The organism is Streptomyces sp. NPDC030245 (assembly GCF_055572995.1).
In genome coordinates, this window is sequence record NZ_JBVICF010000003.1 from 717,704 (window position 1) to 737,645 (window position 19,942).

The 19,942-nt window shown below is 70.5% G+C and carries 20 protein-coding genes; 13 read left to right on the forward strand and 7 right to left on the reverse strand.

The window, feature by feature from the left end; translation table 11 throughout:
- Positions 1–175 precede the first annotated feature (175 nt).
- A complete protein-coding gene (locus tag ACZ4Z4_RS11655) occupies positions 176–370 on the forward strand; it encodes a DUF6243 family protein (RefSeq protein WP_468325558.1) in 195 nt (64 codons plus the stop codon).
- Positions 371–481: 111 nt separating this feature from the next.
- Here ACZ4Z4_RS11655 and ACZ4Z4_RS11660 read toward each other — a convergent pair whose 3' ends face one another.
- Positions 482–769, reverse strand: coding sequence for a hypothetical protein (locus ACZ4Z4_RS11660; protein ID WP_468325560.1), 288 nt, complete (start codon positions 767–769; stop codon positions 482–484).
- A 69-nt stretch (positions 770–838) separates the two neighbouring features.
- Between ACZ4Z4_RS11660 and ACZ4Z4_RS11665 the strand changes: the two genes are divergently transcribed.
- From ACZ4Z4_RS11665 to ACZ4Z4_RS11690, 6 genes are all read left to right on the forward strand, one after another.
- Positions 839–1,258: a hypothetical protein gene (locus ACZ4Z4_RS11665; RefSeq protein ID WP_468325563.1), complete on the forward strand. Its 420-nt coding sequence runs from the start codon at positions 839–841 to the stop codon at positions 1,256–1,258.
- A 332-nt stretch (positions 1,259–1,590) separates the two neighbouring features.
- The gene (locus ACZ4Z4_RS11670; RefSeq protein WP_468325565.1) at positions 1,591–2,040 is read left to right on the forward strand and encodes a hypothetical protein; all 450 of its coding nucleotides are present in this window, start codon (positions 1,591–1,593) and stop codon (positions 2,038–2,040) included.
- A 561-nt stretch (positions 2,041–2,601) separates the two neighbouring features.
- Complete coding sequence (locus tag ACZ4Z4_RS11675) at positions 2,602–3,081, forward strand: hypothetical protein (protein WP_468325568.1); 480 nt, start codon at positions 2,602–2,604, stop codon at positions 3,079–3,081.
- A gap of 395 nt (positions 3,082–3,476) precedes the next feature.
- On the forward strand, positions 3,477–4,775 hold the full coding sequence (pcaDC, locus tag ACZ4Z4_RS11680) for a bifunctional 3-oxoadipate enol-lactonase/4-carboxymuconolactone decarboxylase PcaDC (RefSeq protein ID WP_468325571.1): 1,299 nt from the start codon (positions 3,477–3,479) through the stop codon (positions 4,773–4,775).
- A 55-nt stretch (positions 4,776–4,830) separates the two neighbouring features.
- Entirely contained in the window at positions 4,831–5,463 is a 633-nt protein-coding gene (locus ACZ4Z4_RS11685; protein ID WP_468325820.1) for an MBL fold metallo-hydrolase, read from the forward strand.
- Between the two features lie 30 nt (positions 5,464–5,493).
- The gene (locus ACZ4Z4_RS11690; RefSeq protein ID WP_468325573.1) at positions 5,494–6,273 is read left to right on the forward strand and encodes an exodeoxyribonuclease III; all 780 of its coding nucleotides are present in this window, start codon (positions 5,494–5,496) and stop codon (positions 6,271–6,273) included.
- A 4-nt stretch (positions 6,274–6,277) separates the two neighbouring features.
- Here ACZ4Z4_RS11690 and ACZ4Z4_RS11695 read toward each other — a convergent pair whose 3' ends face one another.
- From ACZ4Z4_RS11695 to ACZ4Z4_RS11705, 3 genes are all read right to left on the reverse strand, one after another.
- The gene (locus tag ACZ4Z4_RS11695) at positions 6,278–8,056 is read right to left on the reverse strand and encodes an SGNH/GDSL hydrolase family protein (protein WP_468325576.1); all 1,779 of its coding nucleotides are present in this window, start codon (positions 8,054–8,056) and stop codon (positions 6,278–6,280) included.
- Between the two features lie 114 nt (positions 8,057–8,170).
- Positions 8,171–8,830, reverse strand: a complete 660-nt coding sequence (locus ACZ4Z4_RS11700) for a response regulator transcription factor (RefSeq protein ID WP_468325579.1) — start codon at positions 8,828–8,830, stop codon at positions 8,171–8,173.
- Entirely contained in the window at positions 8,827–10,089 is a 1,263-nt protein-coding gene (locus tag ACZ4Z4_RS11705; protein WP_468325582.1) for a sensor histidine kinase, read from the reverse strand. The genes ACZ4Z4_RS11700 and ACZ4Z4_RS11705 overlap by 4 nt, the downstream gene beginning before the upstream one ends.
- A gap of 238 nt (positions 10,090–10,327) precedes the next feature.
- Between ACZ4Z4_RS11705 and ACZ4Z4_RS11710 the strand changes: the two genes are divergently transcribed.
- From ACZ4Z4_RS11710 to ACZ4Z4_RS11730, 5 genes are all read left to right on the forward strand, one after another.
- Positions 10,328–10,771, forward strand: a complete 444-nt coding sequence (locus ACZ4Z4_RS11710; protein WP_468325584.1) for a DUF6278 family protein — start codon at positions 10,328–10,330, stop codon at positions 10,769–10,771.
- A gap of 143 nt (positions 10,772–10,914) precedes the next feature.
- Positions 10,915–11,658 carry an amino acid ABC transporter ATP-binding protein gene (locus ACZ4Z4_RS11715; protein WP_468325587.1) on the forward strand — a complete coding sequence of 248 codons (744 nt, stop codon included), beginning with the start codon at positions 10,915–10,917 and terminating at the stop codon, positions 11,656–11,658.
- Between the two features lie 28 nt (positions 11,659–11,686).
- Entirely contained in the window at positions 11,687–12,592 is a 906-nt protein-coding gene (locus ACZ4Z4_RS11720) for a glutamate ABC transporter substrate-binding protein (RefSeq protein WP_468325590.1), read from the forward strand.
- Between the two features lie 9 nt (positions 12,593–12,601).
- Positions 12,602–13,246 (forward strand): amino acid ABC transporter permease, encoded by a 645-nt coding sequence (locus ACZ4Z4_RS11725; protein WP_468325593.1) that lies wholly within the window; start codon positions 12,602–12,604, stop codon positions 13,244–13,246.
- Positions 13,243–14,112, forward strand: a complete 870-nt coding sequence (locus tag ACZ4Z4_RS11730; protein WP_468325596.1) for an amino acid ABC transporter permease — start codon at positions 13,243–13,245, stop codon at positions 14,110–14,112. Before ACZ4Z4_RS11725 ends, ACZ4Z4_RS11730 begins: the two co-directional genes overlap by 4 nt.
- Before the next feature lie 32 nt (positions 14,113–14,144).
- Here ACZ4Z4_RS11730 and ACZ4Z4_RS11735 read toward each other — a convergent pair whose 3' ends face one another.
- The 3 genes from ACZ4Z4_RS11735 to ACZ4Z4_RS11745 form a co-directional block, all read right to left on the reverse strand.
- Complete coding sequence (locus ACZ4Z4_RS11735) at positions 14,145–15,743, reverse strand: CocE/NonD family hydrolase (protein ID WP_468325599.1); 1,599 nt, start codon at positions 15,741–15,743, stop codon at positions 14,145–14,147.
- A gap of 116 nt (positions 15,744–15,859) precedes the next feature.
- Positions 15,860–17,068 (reverse strand): L,D-transpeptidase, encoded by a 1,209-nt coding sequence (locus tag ACZ4Z4_RS11740; protein ID WP_468325602.1) that lies wholly within the window; start codon positions 17,066–17,068, stop codon positions 15,860–15,862.
- A gap of 133 nt (positions 17,069–17,201) precedes the next feature.
- Positions 17,202–17,969, reverse strand: coding sequence for a hypothetical protein (locus tag ACZ4Z4_RS11745; RefSeq protein ID WP_468325604.1), 768 nt, complete (start codon positions 17,967–17,969; stop codon positions 17,202–17,204).
- A 104-nt stretch (positions 17,970–18,073) separates the two neighbouring features.
- On the opposite strand from ACZ4Z4_RS11745, the gene ggt reads away from it, so the two are divergent.
- Positions 18,074–19,882, forward strand: a complete 1,809-nt coding sequence (gene ggt, locus ACZ4Z4_RS11750) for a gamma-glutamyltransferase (protein WP_468325607.1) — start codon at positions 18,074–18,076, stop codon at positions 19,880–19,882.
- Positions 19,883–19,942: the final 60 nt, after the last annotated feature.

The following is a 19,942-nucleotide window of genomic DNA, read 5'->3' on the forward strand; positions in this document are numbered from 1 at the left end:
AACTCGGTGTGCGAGGCCGCCGAAACCGGGTAACGTCTCGGTCATGTTCTTCCAGACGCCGATTTACGAGTGAGAGCGTGACGGGCTCCTGCTGACGCACTCCGATGTCGCCGCGCCCGTCCCCCACCGATAAATCCGTAGGTCACTTCACACCCTCACCATTCCGGGAGAACCCGTGAGCAAAAACATCAACAACCCTGTGGGCATGGGCGGCGGCAAGCGCAAGAGGCTGTCCCGCGCCGAGCGGCAGAACAACGGCCCGCACCGCAACCTCGACCGCCAGGGTGCCGCCGACCAGAAGGCGGAGCTGGTGCGCAAGATGCGCGAGAAGGTGGGCGCGGCCGAGCGCGACGACACCGCACAGAGCTGACACATCGCCGCCGCAGGGCGGCACCACATGGGCCAGGGCCCGGACCGCGACGCGCGCTCCGGGCCCTGCTGTCCCACCGGGCGCGACTGGCCCCCGTCCGCGTCCTAGAGATCAGCCGAGACCACGATGGGCGGCCCACAATGCCCCGGCACGACTGGCAGCCTCGGAGACCAGAGCCGCCAATTCGGGTTCATCAGGGACAGGGAACGAGACATACCCGCCCCGGCCACCACCAACCGGCCTGCCATAGGCCTTCACGGCGAGATGACCGTCCGGTAGGAGCCGCACGTTGAGCGTGGTCAGCGTGAACGCTTCCCCGCGTCGAGTATCCGTCCACCGGAGCGCCTGCGGGATCGCGACATTGATCGCCAGAGCACTTGCGTCCAGATCACTGCTCATGGATGGATGATCCCACGCGCTGCACCACAAACGGTCGCCACCGGCTAATGCCCAGCCGATAATCCGAGGATGACTCCTGAGGTGCATGCATTCGTCTCCGACGGCCCGCTCCCCGACTGGGACGCCGACGAAGCAGAGATCGACAGACGCGTCGCTCAACTCGACGCGATCGCCAAGCCGGTGACCGATGAGGAAGCCATCGCCTTGGCCGACTGTTTCGGCCCCGACGACTGCTACGGCGTCGCCTGGACCCTCCTGCACCTCATCGAGACCGCCCCGAACCCCGTAGTGCGGCAACGCCCCGCCCCGGATGCCAACGAGTGGCACCATCGGCTCTACGACCGAGCTGCGGCCGTGTGCGAAGAGCCCGACCTGAGGAACACGAAGAAGTCGTCGATTTCCAGTCCCTCTTCGTCGGTGAGGGAGGGCACGCGCCACGCCAATCGGGCGCCGTGTTCCATGAACGCGGAGGGAAGCCCCGTGCCGTAGGCCTCCACGTACTCGGCCGTGTCGCGGCGCCAGTAGAAGGTCCCGTCACTGTGCAGAGCCGACCCGCCCATGACGGAGAACTCGCTTCCCACGACGTCCTCGGTGAATCCCATGAGAGCGATGATCACAGGTGCCGTCCGCTCCGCAGGTATGCCGCCACGCGTCCGCGTTCTTTCACGGGCAGTTGCCCGGAGAGTTCCCGGATCTCGTCCGCGCGGCCGGCCCTCGACGGCAAACCTGGCAAGAAGACCGACCAGCAGCGCAACCTCGAGTACGGGGGATCGGACCGGCGTGATCACCGCCTACCGCAGAGGGGTGCAGAAGTGCCCGTCATGGGTCAACCGCCAGCGACCGTCTCCCCAGACGTACTGTTCCGTACGCAGTGCGCCGTCGCGGATGCGCTGTGGCACTACACCACCACCCCGGTCGCCAAGCCGTACTACGTGCGCGGGTGCATCCCAGACCTGGACGAGCCTCGGGTGACCGTTGCGCTGTGGACCGGCCCGGCGGCGCGCGAGAAGAAGAACCTCTTCCTGTCCATCCCGCTCGTGTCCGACGGTGTGGCCCTCTCGGCGACACACATCACCTTGGGGCTGCTGCGGCTGGGCCGGGGAACCCATATGTTCGGCTTCACCGGCCACCGGTTCGACGGCAAGCGCGTCCTCAACGGCAGCGCACTGGTCGAGGGTGTCGCGGCGGCTCCACCACTTGGGGAGAGTGGCGAGCGGCAGGGGCCCAGGGGCTTCTACTTCGAGCGGCCCGGACGGTTGACGAAGTACTGAGCAGAGCCGACCCAGAGCCCGCGTTCGCCGTGCGGCGCTGGGTCTGTTGTGTTCGCCACGCGAAGGACCACTGCGTTGGAGGCCCGATGCTTACAGGGGATCGCTGGACGCTGTCGTACAACGTGAACAGTTTCGACAACAGATGGACGTCGGAAGGTGCGGCGGCCGCCCACTGGTCTTCGCTCACGACGCACGGGGCCGCGAAGTATCGCGGGCTTTCGGCCGGCCCGACCGGCCCGTCACTCTCACCTCAGCCTGGAACGAATGCGACCGTCTGATATCGCAAGTCCTGGCCACTCCTGACCGCATCGTGCGAGACCTCGGTTACGACTACCGTGCTGACGGGCTCTTGGAACGAATATCCGACCGGCTGCTCGGGACAAGTACGTCCTTCGAACTGGACCTGGCCGGCAGGCCGCGGCACGTCACAGCCGAGAACTGGACCGAGGAATACGCCTATGACCCCGCGGGCAACCAGACCCAGGAGCACTGGCCCGAAGGCCATGCTGACGAAGCGCGACTGGACGATCGACTACGACCTGCTGAAATAGGTGAACGTGGATGGCCATTGACCTCGTGCTGGACCCGCCTCGCGGTGTGGCGCCGGTGAGGCTCGGCATGACACTCGAAGAGGCTGTAGAAGCGGTGTCTGGCTGGGGTACACCAAGGGTCTTCGGCCCCTTCGCCCATGACCCTTCAATCGATTTCGACATCGAGTTGGACAGGGTGGGATTCCAGGCACTCCTGGAGAGGGACGAGCGCGTCACCGCGGTCGAACTGTGGTGGCCCGGCGAAGGCCGAGTGTCCACGACGCGCGTTCTCCTGGAGGGCGACGACGTATTCACCACGCCGGCTGACGAGATCCTGGAACGAGCCGCAGCTCGCGGCTGGACCGTGGACGCGTCCAATCCCGAGCGGCCGTTCATTCCGGGAGTGACCCTGGCCTTCACGCGGGAGACGTCCCAGGAGGTGCCACGCGACCGGCACGGACTCCCCACGTACTTCACGTCCGTCCTCGTCGGCGACGAAAACTACAAATAGCCCTGCCGCAAACGATCGTCTCGCGTAACCCGCCGCCGAGCACCGGTTGTCGGGCTTACCACCAGGCTCGGCTTTGCAGCTCTCCGCTGAGCGGCGGGCACAGTAAACGACTTCGCGGGTGGCGCCTTCAGGCCACCCACGCCTGTGCGGTCTGGCCCTCGTGCTGAGACTCGTGCAGTTCAAGGCGTACACGGCGCTGGTGCCCTCGGCGACGAGGAGTCATACGAGCGCGCGCAGGACTACTACGAGCGTCGGATCAAGGAGGGGAAGACCCGTCGCGGAATTGTTCGTTGCCTCAAGCGCTACGCGGCCCGCGAGGTATTCAACCCGGTCAAAACGGTATCCAGCGCCCCCCTGTTATAGGGACGTCCGTGACAGATGAGAGGGTCGGGCGAGTGAGCGAGACACCGAAGAGCACCCTGCAATACCGCTTCGACGGGCCAGAAGACGCCCCGGTCCTGATCCTGGGTGCCTCACTGGGTACCACCTGGCACATGTGGGACCGGCAGATACCCGAGCTGATCCGGCACTGGCGCGTGTTCCGGTTCGACATGCCCGGGCACGGTGGGGCGCCCGCGCACCCGTGCGGGTCCGTGGGGGAGCTCGCCGAGCGGCTGCTCGCGACGCTCGACGAGCTCGGCGTGCAGCGCTTCGGATACGCGGGCTGCGCCTTCGGCGGCGCCATCGGCATCGAGCTCGCGCTCCGGCACCCCCAGCGCGTCGCCTCGCTCGCGCTGATCGCCGCGTCGCCGCGGTTCGGCACGGCCGACGAGTTCCGCCAGCGCGGCGTCATCGTGCGCAGCAACGGTCTCGACCCCATCGCCCGGTCCGCCCCCGACCGCTGGTTCACGCCCGGCTTCGCCGCCGCCCAGCCCGCCATCACCGACTGGGCCGTGCAGATGGTGCGGACCACCGACCCCGGCTGCTACATCGCCGCCTGCGAGGCCCTCGCCGCCTTCGACGTGCGCGCCGAGCTGGGCAGGATAGGGGTGCCGACGCTGGTGCTCGTGGGCTCCGAGGACCAGGTCACGGGGCAGGGCGAGGCCCGTACGCTCGTCGCCGGCATCCCCGACGCGCGGCTCGCCGTCGTGCCCGCCGCCTCGCACCTCGCGCCGGTCGAGCAGCCCGCCGCGGTCACCGACCTCCTCGTACGCCACTTCACGTCGGCCTGGCAGCCCGCCACCGAGGCGACCGTCGGGCAGTCGGCGATCTCCGCGCCGCCCGTCAAGCCCGTCCTCGCCCCGCCGCCCGTCGCGCCCGTCGCCGAGATCGCCGCCGCGGAGCAGCCCGCGGCCGTGGTGGGTGGGGCAGGACCTGACCTGTACGAGGCGGGGATGAAAGTTCGCCGCGAGGTGCTGGGCGACGCGCACGTCGACCGGGTGCTCGACGCCGCGGACGACTTCTCCGGAGACTTCCAGCAGCTCATCACGCGGTACGCCTGGGGTGAGGTGTGGAACCGGCCCGGTCTCGACCGCCGCTCCCGCAGCTGTGTCACGCTCACCGCGCTCGTCGCGGGCGGCCACCTCGACGAGCTCGGCTTCCACACCAGGGCCGCGCTGCGCAACGGCCTCACCCCGGCGGAGATCAAGGAGGTCCTGCTCCAGGCCGCCGTCTACTGCGGCGTCCCCGCGGCGAACTCCGCCTTCAAGGTCGCGCAGGCCGTGATCCGTGAGGAAACCACGCCGCAGGAGTAGCAGGATGGGAGGCATGACGACTTCCTCCGACACCTCCTCCACGCGCGCGGAGCGCATCACGTTCACGAAGAAGTCCCACGCGTGCGTGCGTCTCGAAAAGGACGGGCGCACGCTCGTCGTCGACCCCGGCGGCTTCAGCGAGGACGACGCGGCGCTCGGCGCCGACGCGATCCTGGTCACGCACGAACACCCGGACCACTTCGACGAGGGCCAGCTGCGGGCTGCCCTGGAGGACCGCCCCGACGCCGAGATCTGGACGCTCAGGTCCGTCGCGGACCGGATCTCGGCCGCCTTCCCCGGGCGCGTGCACACCGTCGGGCACGGCGACACGTTCACGGCCGCCGGGTTCGACGTCCAGGTCCACGGCGAACTGCACGCGGTCATCCACCCGGACATCCCGCGGATCACGAACGTGGGGTATCTGGTGGACGGCGCGGTGTTCCATCCCGGCGACGCGCTCACCGTCCCCGACCAGCCCGTCGAGACGCTGATGCTGCCCGTCATGGCCCCCTGGAGCAAGATCTCCGAAGTGATCGACTACGTACGCGAGGTCAAGCCCCGGCGCGCCTACGACATCCACGACGCGCTCCTCACCGACCTCGCCCGGCCGATCTACGACAACCAGATCGGCGCCCTCGGCGGGGCCGAGCACCTGCGTCTGACGCCGGGGGAGAGCGCCGACCTCTGACTGTCAGTGCCGCCCGGTAGGTTGTGAGGCATGCGCATTGCGACCTGGAACGTGAACTCGATCACCGCTCGTCTGCCGAGGCTCCTGGCCTGGCTGGAGGCCACCGGCACGGACGTCGTGTGCATACAGGAGACCAAGACGACGGCCGAGGGCTTCCCCGCCGAAGCCCTCCGCGAGCTGGGGTACGAGTCGGCGGTGCACGCCACCGGCCGGTGGAACGGCGTGGCGCTGGTCTCCAAGGTCGGCCTCGAAGACGTCGTCCCGGGCCTGCCGGGCGACCCCGGGTACGACGGCGTGCAGGAGCCCCGAGCCATCTCCGCGACCTGCGGCCCGGTCCGCCTCTGGTCGGTGTACGTGCCGAACGGCCGCGAGGTCGACCACGCGCACTACACGTACAAGCTCCAGTGGTTCGAGGCCCTGAAGGCCGCGGTCGCCGGGGACGCGGGCGGCTCCCGCCCCTTCGCCGTCCTCGGCGACTTCAACGTCGCGCCGACCGACGACGACGTCTGGGACCCCGCGCTCTTCGTCGACTCCACGCACGTCACCCCCGCCGAGCGCGCCGCCCTCGCCTCCCTGCGCGAGACGGGCCTGACGGACGTCGTGCCGCGCCCCCTGAAGTACGACCACCCGTTCACGTACTGGGACTACCGCCAGCTCTGCTTCCCCAAGAACAAGGGCATGCGCATCGACCTCGTGTACGGGAACGAGCCGTTCGCGAAGGCCGTCTCCGACGCGTACGTGGACCGCGAGGAGCGCAAGGGCAAGGGCGCGTCGGACCACGCACCGGTGGTGGTCGACCTGGACGTATAAGACCTCACGGCACCAGCAGGCGCAGGTCCACCGACTCCGCCAGCGCCGCGAGCCCCGCGTCACCCGGGTGCAGGTGGTCCCCGCTGTCGTAGGCGGGCAGCATCCGCGCCGGACGGGCGGGATCACGCAGCACCGCGTCGAAGTCGAGCACCGCGTCGAAGTCGTCCGTACCCCGCAGGTACGCGTTGACCTTCTCGCGCTGTGCGTCGGCGGCCGCGGTGCAGAGCCTCTCGCCCTCGCACGGTGCGATCGTCGCCGCCACCGCCCGCAGCCCGCGCGCGTGGGAGCGGTCCGCGATCTCCCGCAGGCCGGCGATCACCTGGTCGGCCGAGGCGCCCCAGCGGACGTCGTTGACGCCCTCGAAGACGACGACGGTGCGTGCCGACGTCTGGGCGAGGACGTCGCGGTCGAGGCGGTGCAGGGCGCTCACGCCGCCCGTGTCGGTGGAGACGCCGTCGCCGGGGTAGCGGTCGGCGACCACGCGGTTGGCGGAGATGCCCTGGTTGAGGACTCCGTAGCGCGGCACGGTGGACTGGGCCCGGAGGCGGTCGGCCAGGACGTCGGGCCAGCGCCGGTTGGCGTCCTGCGTGGACTTCACGCCGTCCGTGATCGAGTCGCCGAGCAGCACCACGGACCCGGGCCCGCCGCCCACGTCGACGCCGGTGAGCAGCGGCCACGTCGTGATCGTCGAGGTGTACGCGGCCGGGGAGCCGTCAGCCGTGTGGTCCCCGGGGCCGCTGACGTACGACCGCTGGATGGCCTGGCTGTGCACGGGGGCCGCCGCCACGGGACCCGGCAGGTGGAAGCTGACCAGGAGGTTCGCGTCGGCGGGCACGTCGAAGTCGAGCGGATCGCTGAACGCCTGGGCGCCCGCCGGGATCTCCGTCTTGGACGAGCCGCGGAAGGACAGCCTCCGGGGCTCGCCCTTCGCGCCCGCTCCGGACCCCTGCACCGCCACCGTCGCGCCGCCGATCCGTACCGGAGCCGCCGCGAAGGTGTTGTCGAGCCGGACGCGGACCCGCGGCCCGCCCGTGCTCGTGTGGACGACGAGCCGCACGGTCCGGTCGGCCCAGGGCGCCACCGCCGTGTAGCCCGAGGTCGACGCCGACCAGGTGCCCGTCCAGCCCCTCGCCTCCGTCCGCACGGACAGCGCGAAGACGTGCAGGTCGGCGGCGCCGGGGTCGCGCGGCAGCCGCACCGAGGCGACCTCGCGCCCCCGGGCCAGCGGCACGGTCACCACGTAAAGACGTGCCTTCTCGGCGAGCCGGCCGCCGGGCGTGTTGATGTGCGGCAGGGCCACGGACTTCGTGGCGAGCGGGCCCGAACGCCAGTCCGGGGCGGTGAGCCGGAAGCCGCCGCGCGAGCCGTCCCGGTACCGGACCGTCCCCGTGCCGCTCGCCTCGCCGCCCGTGCCCGCGACCAGGAAGGCGAGGGCGTCGCCCCGGCCGCGCAGCCGCACCGACTGCCCGTCGGCCCGCACGTTGTCCGGGGCGCCCGGCGTGGTGCGCGGCCAGGTGAGGCGGGCCCCGTCGACGGCGAGGGACCGCCCCGGAGTCCACCCCGCCGCCGCCAGGTCCCGCGCGGAGAGCGAACCGCCCGCCCCGTCGAAGTCCGCGTCGGCGGGCCGGGCGTCGTCGCTCACCGCGCGGTTGTCGAAGAGCCGCTCCAGCGGGAGCGGCACAGGTGCGTGCGGGGCCGCGGCCTGCGCCGATGCCACCGGTACGAGGCCCGTGAGCAGGGCGAGCACGGCGGCCGCCCCCCAGATACGTCTACGTCGGCGCACGACAGACCCCTCCTGAGTTGGCGGATGCGCCACGAAGCTAAGGAGACGCGGGAGGCAAGTCAATGAGGGGCGTGTGAACGCGACGCGAACTCGCCGGCCGCGTCGGACGGCCCGTCAGCGGTCCGCCGACACCAGCCCCTTCTCGTACGCGATGATCACCAGCTGCACCCGGTCCCTGGCGCCGAGCTTGGCGAGCAGCCGGGTCAGATAGGTCTTCGCGGTGGCGACGCTGAGGCAGAGCTCCCCGGCTATCTCGGTGTTCGAGAGGCCGCGGCCGACCAGGGTGAGCACCTCGCGTTCGCGCTGCGTGATGCCCTCGACCGGCGCGTCGCGCGGCGGCGTGTGCACGGGACGGTCCGCGAACTCCTTGATGAGGCGGCGTGTGACGCTCGGCGCGATCAGGCCGTCGCCGCTCGCGACGGTCCGCACCGCCGCGAGGATGTCGTCCAGGGCCATGTCCTTCACGAGGAACCCGGCGGCCCCCGCGCGCAGCGCCCCGTACACGTAATCGTCGTCGTCGAACGTGGTCAGGACGACGACGTGCGCGGGCGCCCGGCCCGACGTGATCAGCTGGGTGGCCTCGATGCCGTCCATGCCCGGCATCCGGATGTCCATGACCACGACGTCCGGGCGCAGCTCGGCGCACCGGCGGACCGCCTCGTCGCCCGACGCCGCCTCACCGGCGACCTCGATGTCCGGGGCCTCGGTGATGACCATGCTCAGGGCGGTGCGGACGAGGGGCTGGTCGTCGACCAGGAGGACGCGGATCGTCATCGGGCGCCCGCCGCGGCCGGGACGGGCAGCCGGGCGCTCACCCGGAAGCCGCCTTCGGGGCGTGGCGCGGCGCTGAACTCGCCGTGCAGCAGGGCGACGCGCTCACGCATGCCGAGCAGGCCGTATCCGGTGCCGTGCGGCCGCGCACCTGGGCGGGCCCGTCCGGAGTCCTCGATCTCGATGACGACCTCCTCGTCGCGGTGGTCCACGGACACCGTGCAGGACGTGACGCCCGCGTGCCGCACCACGTTGGTGACGGACTCCTGGATGACGCGGAACGCCGACAGGTCGACGTCCGCGGGCAGCGGCCGCCGTTCACCGCGCCACACCACGTCCACACGGACCCCGGCGGCCGTCGTCGACGCGGCGAGCCGCGCCACGTCCGCGAGGCCCTCGGCCGGACCGCGGGGCACCGGCTCCCGCGCGCTCCGCGGTCCGTGGCCGGGGTCGCTCTCGCGCAGCGCGCCCAGCATCCGGCGCAGCCCGGCCAGGGTCTCCCGGCCCGCCTTCTCCACCGCGACCATCGCCTCGCGCGCGCCCGCCGGCTGGGTCTCCACGACCCGCGCCGCCGCGCCCGCCTGCAGCGCGATGATGCCGATGCTGTGCGCCACCGTGTCGTGCATCTCCCGGGCGATGCGGAGCCGTTCGGCGGTGACGGCCTGCGCGGCGGCCTGCGCGCCGAGCCGCTCCGTGTAGGCGCGGGCCTGCCGCACCGAGTTGCCGACCAGCCAGGCGACGGCGGCCGTCAGGGCGACGGTCCGCCAGTCGGACCAGCTGGAGCTGAGGGTGTGGTCGAGGCGCAGGGGAAGGCCGAGGAGCTGCCGCAGCAGCGCGTAGCCGGGCAGGGCGCAGAGCGCCAGGACGACGGCGGTGGCGCGGGCCCGGCGCGCCCCGGTCGCCACGACGTAGCCCATGGCGATGTCGACCGCCGCGTACTGCGCGAATCCGATGTTCGTCGCGCCGATCGCGAGGGTCGCGACGTACGAGGCGGCGACGAGCAGCCCGAGCGCCACCAGCGGGCGGCGGCCCAGCAGCCGCACTACGGCCAGTGCCGTGCCCGCCGCGACGGCCACGAGCAGCCACTCCCACGGCTCGGGCGCCTCCTGCGTGCTGGTCGGCAGCCACGAGATCCCGTAGTACGCACGGGCGGCGGAGACCATGCCGAGCCACCAGGCGAGGGCCGCCCAGACGCCCGGCGTCGCGTGCTTGAGCAGGGATACCGGCTGCTTGAGCAGGGATATCGGCGGGGTGGCTGACATGCGCCGATCGTAGCCAGCAAGCCGTGCGCCGGGAATCGACCACGGGTGTACGACCCCGGTCGACAGCCGCGGCCGCCGGGGTCGGAGCAGGCCGGGCCGTCACGGGCCCCCCGCCCCTATCCGCTCATTCCGTGATCAACTGATGCAAGATACATTCTTGGACACACGGAATCTTGGACATACGGAATCAGCGCCAGGCCGCGCATCCGGCGGGCGCCACCCGACGGAGAGGCCGACCATGAACATTCCGTTCCTCGACAAATGGCGCAGGCGGCACTCCGGGACGGACGGGTCCGAAGGGCTCGCGGCCGCGTTCGAGGAGGACCCGGACGGCGTGGCCGCGCTGCTCTCCGAGTGCGAGCTGCTCCGCTCCCAGGCGAGCGCCGCCGGGCTCGAACTGGACGACTCCCCGGCGTCGTTGGCGGCCCTGGACCAGCTCCTGCCGCGCTGGCGCGACGATCCCGAGCTGCTGCCCTGGCTCGGCAACGACGCGGGGCTCTACCTGGGCACCGTCGTGGTGCGGACGGTGCCGGGCGCCACCTGGCACGTCTGGCCGGGCGGCAGCCCCGTCGTGCGGCTGAAGACCGGGCGGGACATCCACGTCGTCGAGGCGGGGCTCGACTGGGCGGTGCAGGGGGCGCCGCAGCTGTCACAGGTGTATGGAGAGGCCTCCGAGACGTGAGGAGGAGGCTCCGAGCACGGCAGACGTAACCGGAATTGCGTCAAATACGGTTAATGCCCATAAGTACGTGTCGTCCAGTAAGTCCCGTTTTCACGTGGATAGTTTGCGCGGACGTACACAGCTGAGAGTGGGCAGGTCTTGCCATGGCCGTCGATCCTTTGATCGAGCTGCGCGATGTGAACAAGTACTACGGAGAGCTGCATGTCCTCCAGGACATCAACCTCACCGTCGGCAAGGGGGAGGTGGTCGTGGTCATCGGCCCTTCGGGGTCGGGCAAGTCAACGCTCTGCCGGACGATCAACCGGCTCGAGACCATCCAGTCGGGCGAGATCAGGCTCGACGGGCAGCCGCTGCCCGCCGAGGGCAAGGCACTCGCGAGGCTCCGCGCCGAGGTCGGCATGGTCTTCCAGTCCTTCAACCTCTTCGCAAACAAGACCGTCCTCCAGAACGTCTCCCTGGCCCAGATCAAGGTGCGCGGCCGCGGGAAGGACGAGGCGGAGCAGCGGTCCCGCGAACTCCTGGAACGCGTCGGCCTGGCCGCGCACGCCGAGAAGTACCCGGCACAGCTCTCCGGCGGCCAGCAGCAGCGCGTGGCCATCGCCCGCGCGCTGGCCATGGACCCCAAGGCGCTGCTCTTCGACGAGCCGACCTCGGCCCTCGACCCCGAGATGATCAACGAGGTCCTCGAAGTCATGCAGCAGCTCGCGCGGGAGGGCATGACCATGGTCGTCGTCACCCACGAGATGGGCTTCGCCCGCTCCGCCGCCAACCGCGTCGTGTTCATGTCCGACGGCCGCATCGTCGAGGACCGGACCCCCGAGGAGTTCTTCACCCGCCCGGAGAGCGAACGCGCCAAGGACTTCCTCTCCAAGATCCTCAAGCACTGACGGGGGAGGGGACGTGAGGAGAGACTCCATGCGTACGACGCGCCTGCTCGCGGCGCTCGTGCTCGCCGCCTGCGCCGCCGCCGCGTGCGGCAAGGAGGGCAGCCCGCCCACCAAGGGGCCCGCCGCCGACGAGCTGCCGAAGTACCGGATCGCGACCGGCTTCCAGCTGCCGGAGTCGGGGACCTGGAAGAAGGCGAAGAGCCGCGGCCGCTTCGTCGTCGGCGCCAAGGAGGACCAGCCCTACCTCGGCGAGAAGGACCCGGCGACCGGGACCTACTCCGGCTTCGACATCGAGATCGCCAAGCTGGTCTCGGCCTCGCTCGGCCTGGACCCCCGGCGGATCGAGTTCAAGACCATCGCGTCGGCCAACCGCGAGACCGCCCTTCAGAACGGGCAGATCGACTACTACGTCGGCACCTACACCATCAACGACAACCGCAAGAAGCTCGTCGGCTTCGGCGGCCCCTACTACCTGGCGGGCCAGGGCCTGCTGGTGCGCAGCGACGAGGACGACATCAAGGGACCCGGGGACCTGGCCGGCAAGCGTGTCTGCTCGGCCGCGGGATCGACCCCGTACCAGCGGATCCAGAAGGAGCACCCGAAGGCCACCCTCGTCGCCTACGACACGTACTCGGTCTGCGTCGACAACCTGCTGACCTATCAGGTCGACGCCGTCACCACCGACGACGCGATCCTGATCGGCTACGCGGCCAAGGTGCCCGACGAACTGAAGGTGGTCGGCAAGCCGTTCTCCGAGGAGCCGTACGGCATCGGGGTGCCCCGGGGCGACGACGCCCTCCGGTTCGCCGTCGACGACGCCCTCGCCGCCGGCGAGAAGAACGGCGACTGGAAGAAGGCGTACGACGCCACGCTCGGCCTCTCCGGGGTCCCCGCGCCGAAACCGCCCGCCATCGACCGCTACCCGGCGAGCTGAGGAGGCGTCGTGGACGTACTGACAGACAACTTCTCCACGTTCGGCGAGGGCTTCCTCGGGACCGTCGAACTCACCGTTTTCGCCTCGCTCCTGGCGCTCCTGCTGGGCTTCGTCATGGCGTCGTTCCGGGTGGCGCCCGTGGGGTCCCTCCGGGCGTTCGGCACGGTGTGGGTGACGGTCCTGCGCAACACCCCGCTCACGCTGCTCTTCTTCGCGGTGCTCCTCGGCCTGCCGCGCTTCGGACTCGTGCTCCCCTTCAAGGTGTTCGCCGTGCTGGCCCTCGGCTGCTACACCTCGGCCTTCATCTGCGAGGCGCTCAGGTCCGGCATCAACACCGTGCCCAAGGGGCAGGGCGAGGCGGCCAGAAGCCTCGGCATGAGCTTCGGGCAGACGCTGTCGGTGGTCGTGCTGCCGCAGGCCTTCCGGTCCGTCATCGCGCCGGTCGGCTCCAACCTCATCGCGCTCGCCAAGAACTCGGCGATCGCGGGCGCGTTCAGCGTCACCGAACTGCTCGGCACGTACAAGACGCTCAGCGAGCTGGGCTACAACATCATCTGGACGTTCGTCTGGATCGCCCTCGGCTACCTCATCATCACCCTCGCCATCAGCGCGATCTTCAATGTCCTCGAAAAGCGCTGGGGAGTCGCCCGATGAAAGCCCTCTCCCACGATTCCACCGCCCTCTACGACATCCCGGGCCCGAAGACCGTGCGCCGCCACAAGCTGTACGGCGTCCTCTCCACCCTGATCGTGCTGGCGCTCGTCGGGTGGGTCCTGTACCTGCTGTTCGACACCGACCAGTTCACGGCCACGAAGTGGACGCCGTTCGAGTACGAGGGCATCCAGGAGCTGCTTCTGCGGGGCCTCGGCAACACGCTCAAGGCTTTCGCCATCTCCGCCGTTCTCGCGCTCGCGCTCGGCGGACTGCTCGCCATGGGACGGCTCTCCGACCACCGGCCCGTGCGCTGGCTCGCCACGCTCGTCGTGGAGTTCTTCCGCGCGATGCCCGTGCTCGTGATGATCTTCTTCGTCTTCGTGGCGCTGAAGGTCCAGCCGCTGCCCGCGCTGGTCACCGGGCTCACGCTCTACAACGGCTCCGTACTCGCCGAGGTCTTCCGATCCGGCGTCAACTCCGTGGAGAGGGGACAGCGGGAGGCGGCCTACGCGCTCGGAATGCGCAAGACACAGGTCATGGGACACGTCCTCGCACCGCAGGCCGTGCGGGCCATGCTGCCCGCCATCATCAGCCAGCTGGTGGTGGCCCTGAAGGACACCTCGCTCGGATATCTGATCACCTACGAGGAGTTCCTCCATGCCGGGAAGCTCATCGCGTCGAACCTCGACTACGATTTGCCGTTCATCCCCGTTGTCATGGTGATCTCACCGATCTACATCGGGATGTGCATGTTGCTGTCGTGGTTCGCCCAGTGGGTGTCCAGGCGTCAGCGGCGCAATCCCAAGACCGAGGCCGCGGACGTGGCCCCGGCGGAACCAGGGACGCTGCTGCCAGGTGCGCGGTAGCTGAAGCAGGCCCACCCGGCAGCAGCCGGAGATCACTGCTCGCGCAGGGGTACGGACAGGTACGACGGGTCCGTCGCCGGCGAGGAGAAGGTCAGCTGCGCGCCGGACGGGTTGTGCTCGATGTAGAGCGGGTCGACCGTGTCGACCACCAGGGCGAGCCGGTGGCCCGCCGGGACGTCGTAGGCCGTGGAGAACAGCTCCAGGTCCACGCCGAACGGCTTGCCGGGCGTCTTGCCGTGGAAGGTGTACGGCGCGTTGCTGACCAGCTTGCCGAGGCCGAGCGGGCCCACGTCGTAGAGGTACGCGACGAGGGTGCCGCTCTCCTTGGTGCTGGTGAGCGTGGTGTGCAGCTTCGCCGTCCCCCGCACCCGCTGGGCCGACGCGTACCGCTCCGACTGCCAGACGCCCGTGTAGCGGCGCGGGAGCAGCGGCACCGAGGCCGTCGGCGGGACCTTGAGGAACTGCTCCAGGGCGTTCGAGAGGATCGCGATGCCGCCGTTGGCGCCCGAGTCGACGTTCGCGCGGATCGTGGTGGTGCCCGCCATGGCGATCTTCTTACGGGTGGGGCCGACCGACTTCCAGTCCGGATAGCCCTCGTAGCCGCCGGTGGACCGGGACTTGATCTGGACCGGCTGCTCCTTGTCGATGCCGTTGTCCGCGCCCTTGAGGTAGTGGTCGAACCACCGCTGCGTGGAGGTCCAGGTGTCGTTGGGCAGGCCGAGCAGGCCGGTCGCCTCGGCCGTCGCGTGGTCGCCGGGGCGGAACTCCAGGCGCTTGGGTCCTGTCAGGCGCTCGTAGAACTCCGCGTACTGGTTCGGCGGGAAGAGCGTGTCGCCCCAGGCGTTGCCGAGCATGACGGCCGCGCCGTTGTCGTTGATCCGGTCGAGATGGGTGGCGGGGGAGCGCTTCGCGCCCCACGCGATCATCTCGTCCTCCTTGTCCAGGTTGGACCCGAGGAAGTCCTTGAGCGTCTGCTGGAGTTCGGCGCTGGGGCGGCCGGTGAGCACGCCCGCGCCGCCGAGCAGGGCGGCGGCCTGGACGTGCTGCGTGCGTCCGCTGTAGATCGAGTCGATCAGGTCGCCCCAGCCGCTCAGCGCGGCGACGGCCTTGACCCGCTTGTCGTGCCCGGCGGCGAGCAGGCTGATGCCCGCGCCGTACGAGACGCCCGCCATGCCGACCTTCTCCGGGTCGGCAGGGGTGTTCGCCAGCGTCCAGTCGATGACCCTGGACGCGTCGGCGATGTCCTCGGGGCCCGCGGTCTCGATCTCGCCGCCGGACTGCCAGAAGCCGCGAGAGTTGTAACTGACCACCACATAGCCGGAGTTCGCGAGCTTCTGGGCCTGGGCGACGTACTCGATCTGGGGCATCGCCCAGCTGGTGGGCAGCACGATCGCGGGGTGCCGGGTGCCCGGCTGCGCGCCCTTGGGAGTGAAGACGTTGGCCTTGAGGACCGTGCCGCCGTCGCCGGGTATGTCGACGAAGCGTACGTCCGCGGCGCTCGCGGCCGGCGCGGCGGCGGGGGCCGCCTGCGCCGCCGGGGCGAGACCGAAGGCGGCGCCCGCGACGAGGGTCGCGGAGACGGCGCCCACGGTGGTCGTACGCAGGGCCCGGTGGGGGAGCGGAGCTCTCACGGGTCACTTCCTCACTCGTTGAAAGTGCAAAGTGACCCGACGGTAACCGCGAACCTTTACCGGTGGTAACCCGTCGGTAAGTTACGCCCCGGTAACGATCGTTGAAGGGGGCACGGTTACTTCAGGGCGCTCTTCGCCTGCCACTCGGACCAGGAGAGGTTCCACTCGCCGAAGCCGTTGCCCGGGTCCGGGACGCCCTTCGAGCCGCTGCCGGTGACCTCGAAGGGGTCGCCTATCTGGGCCTCGCGGTAGAGCCAGCCCGCGTCGCCGGTGCTCATGCCGACGCAGCCCGAGCTGTGGTTGGTGTTGCCGAAGTACGCGGCGTTCCACGGGGCGGCGTGCGCGTACATGCCCGACCAGGTCAGCCGCATCGAGTAGTCGACCATCTTGTTGTAGCTGTTGCTGCCGGTGAGGCCGACCGTCTCGGAGCGCATGTTGATCGTGCCCTCCTTCGACATCAGGACCGAGGTGCCGCCCCAGGAGGCCTTCTCGCCGCCGGGGGTGCCGGCCGACATCGGCACCGACTTCACGGTCTTGCCGTCGCGCGTGAGCGTCGTCGTCTTGCTGTCCAGGTTCACCTTGACGACCTGGTTCTCGCCGACCGTGAAGCCGGTCGCGTAGTCGCGGACGAACCAGTCGTCGCCGCCCGAGTCGATGCCGTTGAGCCGGGCGTCCAGCTTCACCTTCGTGCCGGACTTCCAGTACTCCTTGGGGCGCCAGTCGACGCGGTCCTTGCCGTCGTAGTTCTTGATCCAGCCCCAGGACCCCGTCGTGTTGTTCGAGGTCGTCACCTTCAGGTTCTTCTCGACCTCGGCCTTGTTCCGCACCGGGTGGTCGAAGGTGATCGACAGGGGCTGGGCGACGCCGACGGTGGGGAACCCGCCCGCGGAGTTCTTGCCCGGGGTGAGCGTCACCTTGTTGACCTGCTTGGGCGCGGCCGTCTTGAAGGAGGCCTTGGCGCTGCCGCCCTTGTCGGTGCTCGCCTCGACCCGGTACGCCGTGCCGGGCGCGGCCTTGCGCTCCGAGGTCCAGGTGGAGCCGTTCGCCGACACCTTGCCGGGCAGCTTCGCGCCCTTGTCGTCGGCGACGGTGACCTTCTTGAGCCGGCCGTCGGCCAGGCTGACCTTCACGGGCTTGCCCGCCTGAGCCTGCTGACCCGAGAGGTTCACCGAGATCTTCGGCTTCTCGGCGGCCTCGGCGGCGCCGGACGAGCCGCTGCCGCCCGAGCAGGCGGTCAGGGCGGCGGCGAGGACCGCCAGGCCCGCGCTCGCCGCGTGGCGGGTGCGAAGGGGGCGTCGGCGGCTCGAAGAGCTCTGGGGGGTCAAGGAACGTACCTCCGTGCGAATGTGGACTGCACGGTGAGAGGGACGATCGGCCGGACGGGTTGCCTGTTGTCCGGAAATTCCCCGCTAGATCACATAAGGGGCCGGGTCGGGTCGGCGCAGGGTGAGGGGCGCGTCACTTGGCGCGATGGGAGGTGCGGGCCGACGGAGTGGGGAGCGGGGTCTGCGCCGCGCGCGTCACGTCCCCGACGAGCTCCACGACGTCGGGTCCGTACGCCTGCGAATTGACGATCTTCAGGAGGAGGACGAAGGAGCTGTTGCCGTGCTTGCGGGCGAGCTTCTCGTGGTGGCGGGCCAGATAGCGGGTCGCCGCCTGGCTGGTCACCGCGCGCTGGCCGCAGAAGAGGAAGACGGGCCGCGCGTCCTGGCCCTGGTCGGCGGTGAGGCGGGCGAGGATCACGTACTCGGTGAGGCCGGGCTCCAGGCGGTACCGCTCGGAGCCGATCTGGAAGGCGCCGCGGTCGGGCACGGGCTCGGGCTCGCTGTTCACGCGGACGCCCGGCAGCAGGGAGTGCATGTGCGCGGCCATGCGGCGGTTCGCCACCGGGTTGCCCACGCAGAACTCGGTGCGCTCGCCGAAGCCCTGCTGGGCCGTGTCGTGCGCGACGAGCTGGGAGTGCGCCCCGCACTCCTTGACGACCGCGGCCAGCTCCAGGAGCGCGAAGACGTCCTGGCGGACCACGGTCGGCTCGGGGCCGCCCGCGTCACGGTTCACCACGAGCAGCGACTCGGCGTTGTCGGGCAGCCCGAAGAAGGCCTGCTTGCGGCGGAGCCTGCGCTTCGACAGCTGGCCGCGGGCGAGCCAGCCGAGGGCGGCACCGAGGCCGACCGCGAGCAGGCCGCCGGCCAGGCCGAGCACGATGGTGCGCACGTCGTCAGTCATGGGGGCGCATGTTAGCGGCCCGCCGGAACCCTGTTCGAGATGGTCCTGTCGCGACGGTGGTTCCGAAGTTACGCTGCGCAGACCGTTGTTGACAGGAGGTACGAATGCGTCGCGCTGTCGTACGGAATCTGACGCTCTGGGCGGTCGGAGGGGTATTGGTGTCGGTGGGTGCGGCCGCGCCCCCTTCTTCTGCGCGCTCGGCGGAACCGGCCGCACCGGAGAAGACGCCCGTCGCCGTCGGCCACGGCGGAGCGGTCGCCAGCGTCGACCCGGACGCCTCGGCGGCCGGCATCGAGGTCCTGCGCAAGGGCGGCAACGCCGTGGACGCGGCCGTCGCCACCGCCGCCGCGCTCGGCGTCACCGAGCCGTACTCCGCGGGCGTCGGAGGCGGCGGCTACTTCGTCCACTACGACGCCGCGACCCGCAAGGTCAGCACCATCGACGGCCGCGAGACCGCCCCGCGCACCGCCGACTCCGGGCTCTTCCTGGAGAACGGCAAGCCGATCCCCTTCCAGGATGCGGTCACCAGCGGCCTCGGCGTCGGCACCCCGGGCACCCCCGCCACCTGGCAGTCGGCACTCGACCGCTGGGGCACCAAGCGCCTCGGCACGCTTCTGAAGCCCGCCGAGCGCCTCGCCCGCGACGGCTTCACGGTCGACGCGACCTTCCGTGCGCAGACCGAGTCGAACCAGCAGCGGTTCGAGGACTTCCCCGCCTCGGCGAAGCTCTTCCTGCCCGGCGGCAGACTGCCCGTGGTCGGCTCGACGTTCAAGAACCCCGACCTGGCGCGCACCTACCGGGAACTGGCCCGCAAGGGCGTCGGCGCGCTCTACCACGGCGACCTCGCCGAGGACTTCGTGCGCACGGTGAACAAGCCGCCCGTCGACCCGGACGCCGACCGCGTCGTACGGCCGGGCGACCTCTCCCTCAAGGACCTCAAGGCGTACGCGGTCAAACACCAGGCCCCGACGAAGACCTCCTACCGCGGCCTCGACGTCTACTCCATGGCACCCTCGTCCTCCGGCGGCACCACCGTCGGCGAGGCGCTCAACATCCTGGAGCGCACCGACCTGTCCAAGGCGTCGAAGACGAAGTACCTGCACCGCTTCATCGAGGCGAGCCGCGTCGCGTTCGCCGACCGGGGGCGCTGGGTGGGTGACCCGGCCTTCGAGGACGTACCGACGAAGCAGCTCCTCTCGCAGCGGTTCGCCGACTCGCGGGAGTGCCTGATCAAGGACGACGCCGTCCTCAGAAGCCCGCTCGCGCCCGGCGACCCGCGCCACCCGCGGCCGTGCGCCACGGGCGGCAAGGCGGCCCCGACGACGTACGAGGGCGAGAACACCACGCATCTGACCGTCGCCGACAAGTGGGGCAACGTCGTCGCGTACACCCTCACCATCGAGTCGACCGGCGGCAGCGGCATCACCGTCCCGGGCCGCGGCTTCCTGCTCAACAACGAACTCACCGACTTCTCCTTCGCGCCCGCGAGCCCCGGAGTGCACGACCCGAACCTGCCGGGGCCCGGCAAGCGGCCGCGCTCCTCGATCGCCCCGACCATCGTGCTCAAGCACGGCAAGCCGGTGGTGGCGCTCGGCTCGCCGGGCGGCGCGACCATCGTCACGACCGTCCTCCAGACCCTGACGGGCTTCCTCGACCGGGGCCTGCCCCTGGTCGACGCGATCGCCGCGCCGCGCGCCAGCCAGCGCAACGCCGCGCAGACCGAGCTCGAACCGGGGCTGTGGGACAGCCGGACGAGGCGGTCCTTGGAGTCGATCGGGCACTCCTTCAAGCAGAACCCGGAGATCGGCGCGGCCACGGGCGTGCAGCGGCTGCCGGACGGCAGGTGGCTCGCGGCGGCGGAGAAGGTCCGCAGGGGTGGCGGGTCGGCGATGGTGGTCAGCCCCGGCAGGTGAGCCGGGGCCGCCACGCGCGGTCCATAGGGAGCCTCGGTCAGCGTCGTCCGGGCGCGGCAC

Coding starts and splice junctions, on each gene's coding strand:
- ACZ4Z4_RS11665 (WP_468325563.1), top strand. CDS start 839: ATGACTCCTGAGGTGCATGCATTCGTCTCCGACGGCCCGCTCCCCGAC.
- ACZ4Z4_RS11670 (WP_468325565.1), top strand. CDS start 1,591: ATGGGTCAACCGCCAGCGACCGTCTCCCCAGACGTACTGTTCCGTACG.
- ggt (WP_468325607.1), top strand. CDS start 18,074: ATGCGTCGCGCTGTCGTACGGAATCTGACGCTCTGGGCGGTCGGAGGG.
- ACZ4Z4_RS11660 (WP_468325560.1), bottom strand. CDS start 769: ATGAGCAGTGATCTGGACGCAAGTGCTCTGGCGATCAATGTCGCGATC.
- ACZ4Z4_RS11745 (WP_468325604.1), bottom strand. CDS start 17,969: ATGACTGACGACGTGCGCACCATCGTGCTCGGCCTGGCCGGCGGCCTG.
- ACZ4Z4_RS11710 (WP_468325584.1), top strand. CDS start 10,328: ATGAACATTCCGTTCCTCGACAAATGGCGCAGGCGGCACTCCGGGACG.
- ACZ4Z4_RS11705 (WP_468325582.1), bottom strand. CDS start 10,089: ATGTCAGCCACCCCGCCGATATCCCTGCTCAAGCAGCCGGTATCCCTG.
- ACZ4Z4_RS11690 (WP_468325573.1), top strand. CDS start 5,494: ATGCGCATTGCGACCTGGAACGTGAACTCGATCACCGCTCGTCTGCCG.
- ACZ4Z4_RS11700 (WP_468325579.1), bottom strand. CDS start 8,830: ATGACGATCCGCGTCCTCCTGGTCGACGACCAGCCCCTCGTCCGCACC.
- ACZ4Z4_RS11720 (WP_468325590.1), top strand. CDS start 11,687: ATGCGTACGACGCGCCTGCTCGCGGCGCTCGTGCTCGCCGCCTGCGCC.
- ACZ4Z4_RS11730 (WP_468325596.1), top strand. CDS start 13,243: ATGAAAGCCCTCTCCCACGATTCCACCGCCCTCTACGACATCCCGGGC.
- ACZ4Z4_RS11715 (WP_468325587.1), top strand. CDS start 10,915: ATGGCCGTCGATCCTTTGATCGAGCTGCGCGATGTGAACAAGTACTAC.
- ACZ4Z4_RS11675 (WP_468325568.1), top strand. CDS start 2,602: ATGGCCATTGACCTCGTGCTGGACCCGCCTCGCGGTGTGGCGCCGGTG.